General features: G+C 39.4%; 10 protein-coding genes and 4 tRNA genes. 9 read left to right on the plus strand and 5 right to left on the minus strand.

Annotated elements, in window-relative coordinates:
• Nucleotides 1–8: 8 nt before the first annotated feature.
• The 3 genes from AOR04_RS00525 to AOR04_RS00535 all read right to left on the minus strand — a co-directional run bounded on the left by AOR04_RS00525 (nucleotide 9) and on the right by AOR04_RS00535 (nucleotide 3,507).
• On the minus strand, nucleotides 9–2,165 hold the full coding sequence (locus AOR04_RS00525; RefSeq protein WP_096792218.1) for a response regulator: 2,157 nt from the start codon (nucleotides 2,163–2,165) through the stop codon (nucleotides 9–11).
• A 94-nt stretch (nucleotides 2,166–2,259) separates the two neighbouring features.
• Complete coding sequence (locus AOR04_RS00530; RefSeq protein WP_096792219.1) at nucleotides 2,260–2,916, minus strand: helix-turn-helix transcriptional regulator; 657 nt, start codon at nucleotides 2,914–2,916, stop codon at nucleotides 2,260–2,262.
• 219 nt (nucleotides 2,917–3,135) lie between these two features.
• Nucleotides 3,136–3,507 (minus strand): histidine triad nucleotide-binding protein, encoded by a 372-nt coding sequence (locus tag AOR04_RS00535; RefSeq protein WP_096792220.1) that lies wholly within the window; start codon nucleotides 3,505–3,507, stop codon nucleotides 3,136–3,138.
• Nucleotides 3,508–3,599: 92 nt separating this feature from the next.
• Between AOR04_RS00535 and AOR04_RS00540 the strand changes: the two genes are divergently transcribed.
• Entirely contained in the window at nucleotides 3,600–4,193 is a 594-nt protein-coding gene (locus AOR04_RS00540; protein WP_096792221.1) for a DUF2057 domain-containing protein, read from the plus strand.
• Between the two features lie 58 nt (nucleotides 4,194–4,251).
• Here the strand turns inward: AOR04_RS00540 and AOR04_RS00545 are convergent, their stop codons facing one another.
• Nucleotides 4,252–6,093 carry a M1 family metallopeptidase gene (locus AOR04_RS00545; protein ID WP_096792222.1) on the minus strand — a complete coding sequence of 614 codons (1,842 nt, stop codon included), beginning with the start codon at nucleotides 6,091–6,093 and terminating at the stop codon, nucleotides 4,252–4,254.
• Between the two features lie 143 nt (nucleotides 6,094–6,236).
• Between AOR04_RS00545 and murB the strand changes: the two genes are divergently transcribed.
• From murB to tuf, 8 genes are all read left to right on the plus strand, one after another.
• The gene (murB, locus tag AOR04_RS00550) at nucleotides 6,237–7,247 is read left to right on the plus strand and encodes a UDP-N-acetylmuramate dehydrogenase (protein ID WP_096792223.1); all 1,011 of its coding nucleotides are present in this window, start codon (nucleotides 6,237–6,239) and stop codon (nucleotides 7,245–7,247) included.
• Nucleotides 7,244–8,236 (plus strand): bifunctional biotin--[acetyl-CoA-carboxylase] ligase/biotin operon repressor BirA, encoded by a 993-nt coding sequence (gene birA / locus AOR04_RS00555; protein WP_096792224.1) that lies wholly within the window; start codon nucleotides 7,244–7,246, stop codon nucleotides 8,234–8,236. Before murB ends, birA begins: the two co-directional genes overlap by 4 nt.
• Entirely contained in the window at nucleotides 8,233–8,943 is a 711-nt protein-coding gene (locus AOR04_RS00560) for a type III pantothenate kinase (protein ID WP_096792225.1), read from the plus strand. Before birA ends, AOR04_RS00560 begins: the two co-directional genes overlap by 4 nt.
• Before the next feature lie 126 nt (nucleotides 8,944–9,069).
• Nucleotides 9,070–9,145: transfer RNA gene (locus AOR04_RS00565), tRNA-Thr, on the plus strand.
• A 40-nt stretch (nucleotides 9,146–9,185) separates the two neighbouring features.
• A tRNA-Tyr gene (locus AOR04_RS00570) sits at nucleotides 9,186–9,270 on the plus strand.
• Between the two features lie 44 nt (nucleotides 9,271–9,314).
• Nucleotides 9,315–9,389 (plus strand) — tRNA-Gly (locus tag AOR04_RS00575).
• An 11-nt stretch (nucleotides 9,390–9,400) separates the two neighbouring features.
• Nucleotides 9,401–9,476, plus strand: a tRNA-Thr gene (locus AOR04_RS00580).
• 128 nt (nucleotides 9,477–9,604) lie between these two features.
• Nucleotides 9,605–10,789, plus strand: coding sequence for an elongation factor Tu (tuf, locus tag AOR04_RS00585; RefSeq protein ID WP_008133488.1), 1,185 nt, complete (start codon nucleotides 9,605–9,607; stop codon nucleotides 10,787–10,789).
• A gap of 357 nt (nucleotides 10,790–11,146) precedes the next feature.
• Here tuf and AOR04_RS00590 read toward each other — a convergent pair whose 3' ends face one another.
• Nucleotides 11,147–12,343 (minus strand): dipeptidase, encoded by a 1,197-nt coding sequence (locus AOR04_RS00590; RefSeq protein WP_096792226.1) that lies wholly within the window; start codon nucleotides 12,341–12,343, stop codon nucleotides 11,147–11,149.

Here is a 12,343-nt window from a genome sequence, read left to right on the forward strand (position 1 = left end):
CTCTTAGGCTATAGAAGTTGCCCGCGCACAAACTTTAAATATTGCTCTAAGCTTTGTTGCCACAGATCTAACGCTTCATCAAGCATGTCGTTGTGTGGTTTTTTATCGAGTAAGCGGCGCTCTATTTTTTTTAGCGCTATACCATAACGATTAAAACCTAACTGTAAGGCTGTGCTTGCCTGGCGATGTAAAAGCTTAATACATTGCTCTGGATGCTGAGTAGTAAGCTCTTGGCAACGAATGAGTTTATTTCGTGCTGAAAGTACAAATTCGTTATAAATAGACGATACTTCATCTTCACTAAACGAAGTGGTTAGTGTCTCTGCTGCGGTTTCGTCGTACAAAGTGTCAATAAGTTCTACAGTAATATTAGCCGTTTGATTTGATTGAGAGTCGCTAAGTGCTTGGCGAAGCTTTTGGTGTTTAATAGGCTTGCCAACAATATCTTTTATTCCTAATTCTAAATATTCTTTTACTTCGTCGGGGCTAAGGCTTGCAGTAAAAGCGAGCACGGGAGTTCGTTGATTTTTATGATCAATGCGTTTTAGGCGTTTAAGTACTTCTTGGCCTGTTAAATCAGGTAAGTTCATATCAAGTAACACTACATCAAAGTGATGTTTTTGCATAAGCTCAATAGCGCTTTTCCCATCTTTTGCGAGCTTAATTTTGTGCTCATCGTCGGCCATAAATTCGATAGCAATTTTTTGGTTCAAATCTAAATCTTCAACCAATAATACATCAAGGCCTGTTAGGTAATCTTTAGTCTGGTGTCGCTGCTCTACTAAACTTAGTTCGCCCAAAGTAAAAGTGACGATAAAGCTAAATACACTGCCTGTACCGAGTTGGCTTGCAATTTCGAGTCGGCTACTAAGCTTTTCAAGCAAACGGCTGGTAATGGCTAAACCTAGGCCGGTTCCACCTTTTTCTTTACCTGCGCTACTTTGTACATAAGGTTCTGTTAAGTAAGCTATCTCGTCGTTTTCTATGCCTGGGCCAGAGTCCTTCACACTTATTTTTATGGTGTGTTCAAGTTGTTTCTCTAAAATTAAATCAACTTGAATTTTCACAACACCGTGGTCGGTAAATTTAATGGCATTACCCACTAAGTTAATAATAATTTGCCTAAGTTTTTGTTGGTCGCAGTAATAACAAGCTTGCTCTGGAATATTGCACACAAGCTCAAATTTAAGATGTTTTTGCTCGGCAAGTGGGCTCAGTAATAGACATAAATTATTGAGCCATGTTTTAAATTCTATATCTTCTTCATAAAGTGCTTCATCACTTTGATCTAGGCTTGCGTAATCAAGTACTTTATCTACGAGTAAATTGAGTGATTCGGCGGAGTTTATAATTGCCTCGCAATAAGCTTTATTACGAGTATCACTTGTTTGGTTCATGACAAGCTGAGCGCTGCCTAAAATGCCATTCAGTGGGGTGCGTATTTCGTGGCTAATAGTTGAGAGAAATAGTCCGCGTATTTCTAAGTCTTTTTGCGCTTTATCGGCTAGTTTATTGAGGTGTTGCTCTCTGCGTTCATTACACAATAAGGCCATGCCTGCAGCATAGAACATGGGTGCAATGACGCCATTTAAAAATAATAGTGAGCTAAACCAGCCATTAATTAATAGATTACTTTGTTCAATATCGTCCATAAATAACGAGCGGCCAATAAAACTAAAAGCAACGAGAGTCAATATAATAATGTATACAATACTGCCATTAGGATAGGGCGCACGGGCATGTTTGATAAATATAAATAATAAAAATATAGCTTCAGCTATATGTTGTATATCAGATGCAATAACTCGTTCGTGTAAAGAGGGATCAAAAAAGGTGTAATAACCGAGCATTACAGCGCTAAAAGCAGTAAATGAGCAGATTAATTTGAAGCCAATACCGTGATAATTTAAAAATTGGCTGAGTGATAGGCAATGCACAATTGAAGCTGCAAACATCATGCTACTGGCAATGCTAATAATAACTAAATTATGTGTATTACCAACAAGGGTAAAACCAATAACAGAACCCAGTAATAAAATAGGGTAAAAAATATAAAGCAGCGTACCCGGAGTTTGCTTGTTTGTTCGCCATGTTAAAAAATTAAGCAAGGTCATTACAACCACTATGGCTATGCTGGCAAAGTAAAGAGTGAAAGAGTCGAGCATTTAGTTTCCAGCGAAGTGATGTTTTAACAAGTGGGTAGTAAATATAAAAACAGACACCTAAGTGTCTGTTTTTATATTTAAACGAAATGCGTATTTAACGAATTTCGTCTGGTATATTTTGCTGCGCCCAAGACAATAGCTCAATGCGATTACGACATTTAGTTTTTCTAAATGCACTGTATAGATGAGTTTTTACAGTGTGCGGACTAATACTTAATTCTTCAGCAATTTCTTTATTTTTAGAACCATTACTCATTAACGAGATAATTGCTTTTTCTCGTTTAGTTAATTTAACTTGTTCTATATCACCTTCAGTTAGCTTATGAAGTGCATCTTTATTAAACTGCAGCATACGGTTTAATGCGTTACACATTATGTCACGGCGATACCAAAGCTGATCTTCCATTAATAAACGAATACCTTTCATTAATACATCGGCGTTATCAGTCGTATAAAACACACCACGAATACCGCTTAATAATGCACGGTTAGCTAGTTCTGGATTTTCGTCTAGGTTAAATAATATGATATCGCATTTAACGCGTAGGTTTACTAATTGTTCTTTTAGCTTTCCCCATGCATCTTTACTTGATGTTTCAATAAACAGTAATCGAGTTCCTTCAGGTATATCTAAAATGTTTGTACCTGTGGTTACGTCAAGGCCTTGCGTTTTTAACAAAGGTTCTAAAACGTTAATGCCAATAGTATTAATTGGCTCTTGATCTAATAACAAAAAGGCAGAACTGCTCATATTTTTATACTCTTTTATAAAGCTGACTGATTAAGTTTATCACGACTTCCACACCTTTTGTATTAGAAAGTCGCTATTTCACTTGAAAATAAGTATGATTTTACGATTATTTAAACATAAAATGTTGCAAATAAGTAATTTTTTCTCGTTTGTTAAACATGAGAAATATTAACATTTGGCACTTAACGTATATTAAAAGAGTACAATAAAAGTCATTATTTAAATAAAACTCTTTTTAACATCTTGATACGGAGGCCAGCCCATCTCTCTCCCTGCAAGCATATGCAAGTGTATATGGTATACAGTTTGCCCACCATGCTCGTTACAGTTCATTACTACTCGATAGCCGTTGTCTGCAAAATTATGTTGTTTAGCTAACTTTGCTGCTACGGTATATAAATTGCCAATTAAGTATGAATTTTCATCATTTATATCATTGATAGTGGCAATTGCTTTTTTTGGGATAATTAATACATGGAATGGGGCTTGAGGATTTATATCTTTAAATGCAAGGGTATCATCATCTTCATAAATAATGTCTGCTGGAATTTCACGATTAATTATTTTTGTAAAAATTGTATTTTGACTCATGGTATGTCCCTAATTAAATATTATGAAATTTAGGCTCACTAATGACAAAATTTCATAGCAGTGTCAAACTGAAAATAACTAAAGGAGTAAATATGCGTAAATCAGTATTAATGGGCAGTGCGGCAGTGCTGTTATTTAGTGTATCGAGTATGGCAGAAAATATTCACTTCCCTGAAGAGTTTGTGCCATTACAAGTGGGAGAGCGTGTTATAGAAAGCTCTTTATTTAGTCGGGTTGATGATTTAGAGCTTGCGCCGGGTACTTATCAGCTAAAATTAAAATATACCGACTTATATGAACAAGGCTTTGACGATCATGAAGTGATTGAGTCAGAACCGTTTTGGGTAGATGTTACCGTTGAAGCTGGGAAAAATTACACTTTGGTGTTTAATCGGGCAGATAACGCCGTGTCGGCGAAACTATTTGCAGAAGTACCAGAAGTGAGTTTACAAGCCAAAGGCAGCTCACTGCCTGAACCCTTAACTGTTATTTCCAATAATCAAATGGAAAAAGTAAAGCCAGTGAAACCAATGGTAAGTTCGGCTGTTGTTTCTCAAAAATCAAATAAGCCACTAGGGCCTGTTAATAGTCAGGGGATGCCAAGCGCAGCGAATATGCTTGATTTTTGGTGGCAACAAGCCACAACGTCAGAGCGTAAAGCTTTTTTAGAAAAAGTGACAAAGTAGAAAAATAGCAAAACAAAAGGGCCAAATTTGGCCCTTTTTAGTTTGTAGTTAACGCTATTTATTCAAATAATGCGTCAATAGTACCTTGTGCAAGAGGGTGATACCCAGGGCGTGCTTTTAAGTACACGCTTTGTGCCCACTCTTTTTTACCGTTAGTGATAAGTGATTTATATAACGGCACAATTAACTTACGACGGCCAATACCTGATAAGTGCTTATTAAGCGCAGGATAAATTGGTTGATAACCATTACCTACTGCTAGCATAAACCAAGCAAACGCACGTTCAGCGTTAGTTGATTGCGTTAGGTTAAATTCACTATCAAGCTCGCTCATTTTCTCTATGCTTAAATCGCGTGGTAAGTTATTTAAAAAGTGTAGCCACTCATGCACAGACCAATCAGCCGTTGGCAGTTGAGCTGCAGTTGTGTCGCCTTTTAGCCATGCTGCTGTTGCGGTATCTACTTTATCAAATGCATCAGAAGTAGGGTTTGGCGCATCACTTGGTAATCCAGGTTCAAAAATCCATTCGTTTACTTTATCCATGCTTACAACACCAGGATACTTTTCAATTAAGTTAGCTTTTAAGTAAGTAACAAATTGCGCGGTAGTAAGTGATTTAAACGAAAACTCTTTAAAGTACGCTTTTACAAACGGGTCAAACTTATCGCGACCATATTTGTTTTCTAGGTAAATTAAAAATAACTGACCTTTAGTGTAAGGCACTGAGCTAAACGCATCGTCTGGGTCGCGGCCATTAAGCTTTAAATTAAGGCGTGTATCTGGTGCATCAATTGTTTTAATTTGTGCGCGTAAAGACGCTGAATCAAGTGCTTGTTCCATAACCGCACGGTCACGACCAAATACTTCTTCCATAATGCGGTTTTCAACGTACGAGGTAAAACCTTCGTTTAACCATAAATCTTCCCACGTTGCGTTAGTTACTAAGTTACCTGACCAAGAATGAGCAAGCTCGTGAGCAATAAGGTTAACTAAGCTTTTATCACCAGCAACAACAGTTGGAGTAATAAATGATAAGCGTGGGTTTTCCATTCCACCAAACGGAAAACTTGGCGGTAGCATTAATAAGTCGTAGCGACCCCATGCATATTCGCCGTACATCGCGTTTGTTTTATCGATCATGGCTTGGGTGTCGTCAAATTCAGCAACTGAGGCATCTAAAATTGTCGGCTCAGCAAATATACCTGTTTGATGCGACATTGCTTTAAATTCTAAGTTACCTGCGCCAATAGCAATTAGGTAAGGTGAAATTGCTTGTGGCATATCAAAAATGTAGTCGCCATCTTTATAAAGCGCATCTTTGTTATCGGCACTCATTACAGCACGTATATCTTTTGGTGTATGAATTCGTGCAGAGTAAGTTACACGCATTGCGGGTGTATCTTGCACTGGGATCCAACTACGTGCATGAATTGCTTGCGATTGGCTGTACATAAATGGATGCGTCTTACTTGCCGTTTGCTCTGGTGTTAACCATTGCAGGCCTGAAGCTTCTGGACGACTGTTGTAGTAAATACGAACTACTTCAGCTTGGTTTTTAAACACAATAGTAAGCTTTGAGCCTTTAACGTCATCTCGCTTAGCTAAATCAAAAGTCGCTTTTTTCCAGTTACCGCTTTGATCTTTGTACATTACTTTATCAATGTCTAAGTCGCGGGTATCAAGTACGAGAGTTCTACTTTTGCTGTTGTTCCACTGAAGAGTATGCTCTACAAAACCTTCTAACTGCTTGTCGGTAAAGTCGACATCTAAATCAAGGTTTAAATGCGTAGTAACAACATCATCAAGGTTAGCATACGAGTTTTGGTCAATCGCATTAGCCATTGCTTGCGAACACATACCCGCCATAGCGAGGCTTAAAAAAAGAGGTTTAATTTTCATCATTACTCTGAACACAAATAAAAAAGTGCAGGTTTTATATCACGATTGACACGGCGGGTTGAGTGATTTTTACAATCTAGTGCCACATTTGCGACGATGAGGTAAACTATTGCGATTAGTTACCGGTATTTTTAGAGAGCTTTGTGGCGCATTCATTACACTCCTTACATACATTCGCATTAAACAGCCAATGCCAAAATTTTGTTGAAATTACTCAGCTTGAGCAACTTAAAACGCAAAGTTTTAGCGCGCCGTTTTGTTTGCTAGGCGAGGGCAGTAATACCGTATTTTTAAATGACTACATGGGTACGGTTATAAAAATAGCTTTAAAAGGTATTAAAATTACCGAGCGCGAGAACGACACACTAATAAGTATTGCCGCAGGCGAAAACTGGCATCAACTAGTTAGCTATTTATTAGAGAAAAATATACCCGGGCTTGAAAATCTAGCACTTATACCGGGCACTGTTGGCGCATCGCCGGTACAAAATATTGGTGCTTATGGCGTTGAAATAGATAAATTTGTTGAGTTGGTAGAGTACTTTGATATAACCACTAACACTATGCATTCATTAAATAACGAGCAATGTGAATTTGCTTACAGAGACTCAATATTTAAACATGCCCTTAAAAATAAAGCGGTGATCACGCAAGTACACTTAGCGCTCCCAAAAAAATGGCAACCAGTATTGAGTTATGGCCCTTTGCAGCAGCTTAAGGTTGTTACGCCGCAGGCTGTGTTCGATCAAGTAATACAAACTCGCAATAGCAAATTACCTAACCCATATACACTTGCCAATGCGGGTAGCTTTTTTAAAAACCCAATAATAACCAACCAGCAGTTAGCGGAGTTATTAAAGCAATTTGCAGATTTACCTCATTACGAATATGGACAAAGTCATCACAAGGTCGCAGCAGGTTGGCTAATCGAACAAAGTGGTTTAAAAGGGCACCGCGAGGCAGGTATTGAAGTGCATCAACAACAAGCATTAGTACTTGTTAATCACGGAAATAGTGAAGGCAGCGACCTAATAAAAATAATTAAACACATTCAGCAAGTGGTTTATACGCGTTACAACATTATGTTAGAGCACGAAGTACGTTTAATGGATGCACGCAGCGAATGCCATATTAACGCGGAGCCTAAGCAATGAAAGCACCTGATGGAAACAAACTCGCTATTTTAAATGCTTTAAAGCAAGGTGTTTTTGTATCTGGCCAAGCGCTGGGTGAACAGCTAGGAATTAGCCGAGCTGCGGTGAGTAAACATATCAAAACGTTACAAGAAATGGGCTTGGATATTTTTAAAGTGACTGGCAAAGGCTATTGTTTGAATAGTCAGGTGGGCCTTTTAAATAAAACACAAATTGATCAGCACTACAAAGCGCTAGGTGCAAATACTGCCGATGTAGAAGTACACCCTATTATTGATTCAACAAACAGCGAGCTTATGCGGCGTATACAGGCCAAAACAGCGCTTGAGTCTGGCACTGTTATTGTTGCTGAAATGCAGCAAGCAGGACGTGGTAGACGCGGCCGTGTTTGGCAATCCCCATTCGGCGCTAATTTGTATTACAGTTACTTTTGGCGTTTAGATGACGGCTTACAAGCTGCAATGGGCGTATCAATTGCAGTAGGTCTTGCAGTTTATGATGCAATTAAAGCCTTATACCAAGTTGACGTAGAACTTAAGTGGCCTAACGATATTTATATAAATAAGCAAAAACTTGCAGGTGTATTAATTGAATTAGATGGACAACCGCAAGGACCTTGTCAGTTAGTGATTGGTATCGGTATTAATTTACAAATGCCAGAAAGTTTTAGTAAAAATATAGACCAAGCGTGGACCGACTTAAACCAACATACTCAAAAGCTTGATAAAAACCAACTTGTGGCTTCTCTTACTCACCATTTGGAGCAGCGTTTAGCGCAGTATCGTCAAACGGGTTTGCAAGCTATGTATGAGCAATGGAATTCGCTCAATGCGTTTGCTGGTGAATATGTTGAACTAAACACAGGGCACCGAAGTTGGCGTGGAATATGTGAAGGTATTGACGCACAAGGTGGAATACGAATTCGCCAAGACGGGGAAGTAAAAAGTTATTACGGTGGAGAAGTCTCCCTTAGAAAGGCGCAATTATGAGATTATTGATCGACGTAGGAAATACATCATTAAAAGCTGTGTTGTGGCATAACGAGCAGGCACAAGCGGCAGATATAAATAATCTGCCTTGGTTACAAATAACCGACGTGATTTATGCATGTGTAGGGCGCAGTGATTTACTAAACGATATTCTCGCGCAAGCGGCTAGCAATAATATTATTTGTTTTGAAGCCAAGGTAACCAAAACGCTTGGAGATCTTGTATGCGCTTACGAGCATGTGGGTAACTTAGGCATAGACAGGTGGCTTGCGCTTATTGCTGGATTTACGTTATATCCAAACACAGCATGCATTGTTGTTGATGCGGGTACTGCGACAACAATTGATGTGCTTAATAGTGAAGGGTTGCATTTAGGTGGCTGGATTTTACCTGGGCTTGATTTAATGACCTCATCACTTACACAAAATACTCAACGTGTTTTTGATGACGGTAAAACTCCATTTACCAATGAACTGGGTAAAAATACGCCTAATGGTTTAAAAAACGGTGCATTAGTGGCAACCATTGGAGCAATTGAGCAAGCTAAGTTGCACTTAACGGATAAAAAAACAGGGCAAAAAGTACAAATAATTTTTGCTGGTGGCTATGGCTTACTTTTACAACAGCAATTTGAGGGAAGTATTTTTGATTCATTACTCGTAATGAAAGGATTAAATTACTGGCATCAGCTAAACAAAACAACATAAAAAAGTTCAAAAAACGTGTTTTCGCGTGAATATTGAGCATTTAAACTAAAAATTTACACTTTTTTTAATTTTATTGTTGCATCCCAATAAACCTTACTCTAATATCTCGCCCCGTACTAAAGCAGTGCCGACTTAGCTCAGCTGGTAGAGCAACTGACTTGTAATCAGTAGGTCAACCGTTCGACTCGGTTAGTCGGCACCACTTTCCTTTTACCGGAAGTGAATTAGTAGAGAATTATCGTGGAGGGGTTCCCGAGCGGCCAAAGGGATCAGACTGTAAATCTGACGGCTCAGCCTTCGCTGGTTCGAATCCAGCTCCCTCCACCACTTTATTCTTGACGGTTAGAGGTAGTTTAAGAACAGATTTTTATGCGGGCATCGTATAATGGCTATTACCTCAGCCTTCCAAGCTGATGATGCGGGTTCGATTCCCGCTGCCCGCTCCAGTTCTTGTGTTGCTGATATAGCTCAGTTGGTAGAGCGCACCCTTGGTAAGGGTGAGGTCGGCAGTTCGACTCTGCCTATCAGCACCAGTCCTAAGAATCTCCTTGATTACTTCCTTTATCTGTCAGAAAATACTATTTGAAAAAATTAACTTAATCTACCTCTGGTGGATTATTTTCATATGTAATTTAGATACACAAAACTGATAGGTTCCGTCATGGCAAAAGAAAAGTTTGAACGCGTAAAACCGCACGTAAACGTTGGTACAATCGGCCACGTTGACCACGGTAAAACTACACTAACTGCAGCAATCACTAACGTACTTGCAAAAGTATACGGCGGTGTTGCTAAAGATTTCGCATCAATCGACAACGCTCCTGAAGAGCGCGAACGTGGTATCACTATTTCAACGTCTCACGTTGAATACGATACTCCTTCACGTCACTACGCACACGTAGATTGTCCTGGTCACGCCGATTATGTTAAAAACATGATCACTGGTGCTGCTCAAATGGACGGCGCGATCTTAGTAGTTGCTGCGACAGATGGCCCTATGCCACAAACACGTGAGCACATCCTTCTTTCTCGTCAAGTTGGCGTTCCTTACATCATCGTGTTCATGAACAAATGTGACATGGTAGATGACGAAGAGCTACTTGAACTAGTAGAAATGGAAGTTCGTGAACTTCTTTCAGAATACGATTTCCCAGGTGATGACTTACCTCTAATCGCTGGTTCTGCGCTTAAAGCGTTAGAAGGCGAGAAAGAGTGGGAAGATAAGATTGTTGAGCTTGCAAACGCACTTGACTCTTACATCCCAGAGCCAGAGCGTGACATCGATAAGCCATTCATCATGCCTATCGAAGACGTTTTCTCAATCCAGGGTCGTGGTACTGTTGTAACTGGTCGTGTTGAAGCTGGTATCATCCGCATCAATGACGAAGTAGAAATTGTTGGTATCAATGATACAACTCGTTCTACTTGTACTGGTGTTGAAATGTTCCGTAAGCTTCTTGACGAAGGTCGTGCTGGCGAAAATATCGGCGCACTTCTACGTGGTACTAAGCGTGAAGACGTTGAACGTGGTCAAGTACTAGCTAAGCCTGGTTCAATCAACCCACATACTACATTCACTTCAGAAGTATACGTACTTTCTAAAGATGAAGGTGGTCGTCATACTCCATTCTTCAAAGGTTACCGTCCACAGTTCTACTTCCGTACAACTGACGTAACTGGTGACGTACAGTTACCAGATGGCGTAGAAATGGTAATGCCTGGTGATAACATCAAGATGACAGTAACTCTAATCGCACCAATCGCGATGGATGAAGGTCTTCGTTTTGCTATCCGTGAAGGTGGCCGTACTGTAGGTGCTGGTGTTGTAGCAACTATCGTAGCGTAATAATTAGCTTTAAAGTTAATTGTTATAAAAAGGTCACTCAGGTGGCCTTTTTTAATGCTTGAAGAAAAGTGTCATATGAAGGTGGCGCTCTTACCTTAGGCGTAGGTACTTTGTAGCAACGGTCAAAGCGTAATAATTAGCTTAAAAGTTAATTGTTATAAAAAGGTCACTTAGGTGGCCTTTTTTAATGCCTGAAGAAAAGTGATTAGCTCCTAGGTATAGCATTATTGCCATAGCTTGGGTTGAGTTTTACGAAACCTGAGGGAAAATAGTGCTGAAGATAACCATGCGGTTAAATATAAAAAAGCACGGCAGGGCCGCGCTTATGTATTGAGTTAGCTTTTGATTAAAAAAGCTTTAGTGCTTTTTCGCATGCTCTTGCGCTCGTTTTAAAACTCTTAATAAATTACCGCTAAGAATCTTTTTAATATCTTTATCGCTATAATCTCTATCCATTAAACCTTGAACAAGATTAGGGTAGCTAGATACATCTTTTAAACCGATAGGTAATGAATCGCCAACCCCATCATAATCAGAGCCAATACCTACATAATCAATACCAATTAGCTCAACTACGTGATCAATATGGTCAAGCACTTGCTCAAGACTTGCAAATGGGTATGGGTTTTTAGCGCGGTACGCAGCATCAAAATCTTTACTTAACTTAGTGCCTTCTTTTTTAGCTGACTCTTTTGTGTTTTTTAATTGCTTGCCCCAACTACCTGCTTTAGCGGTAACAAAGCTTGAGCCAAAGTTGATTTGAATAACGCCGCCATTTTTTTTCAGCGCTAATAACATATCGTCATTCATATTACGCTCAAAGCCGGGCGTGTATTTACGAAGTGATGAATGAGAGGCAATTACTGGTGTTTTAGAAAGCTCCATAACCTGATAAAACGCATCATCAGAAATATGCGATACATCGATTAGCATACCAATATTATTCATTTCAGTGACAAGCTCTTTACCAAATGGGCTTAAGCCTTTCCATTTACGGCGTATATCGTAAGACGAATCCGAAATATGGTTGCTTTGCGAGTGCGCTAGCGTAATGTAGCGAATGCCACGGTCGTAAAAGTGCTGAAGGTTTTTCATATCCCCTTCAATAGGAGAGCCGTTTTCCATACCCATCGCTATAGAAAGCTTGCCTTGTTTAAATTGCTCTTCAATATCAGTACTTGAGCTAGCAATAGCAAACTTATCGGGTGCGCGCTGGGCTATGGCTTCCATACTATCAATCATTTGATTGGCTAGCTGATAGCTTTTTCCTTTACCTTCAAACTCTAAATGCGCAGGAATATAAATTGACATAAATGGGGCGTTTAAACCGCCTTCAATAGCGCGAGGATAGTCAAAATCGCCATCAGTTGTTGCTTTGGTTACATCAACCCAGCTTTTGTGAATTCGATAAGGTACGTCGATATGGGTATCAATTAAAATGGTATCTTTAGCGAGTTTAATTGCCTTGTCAGATGCTGTTATTGTTTGTTCTGCTTGGGCTTGGCTAGTTAAAGCTAGTGATATGGCTACCACTAGAGTGCTGAGTTTTATCAT

Source organism: Pseudoalteromonas sp. 1_2015MBL_MicDiv, assembly GCF_002407505.1.
Lineage (GTDB): Bacteria > Pseudomonadota > Gammaproteobacteria > Enterobacterales > Alteromonadaceae > Pseudoalteromonas > Pseudoalteromonas fuliginea.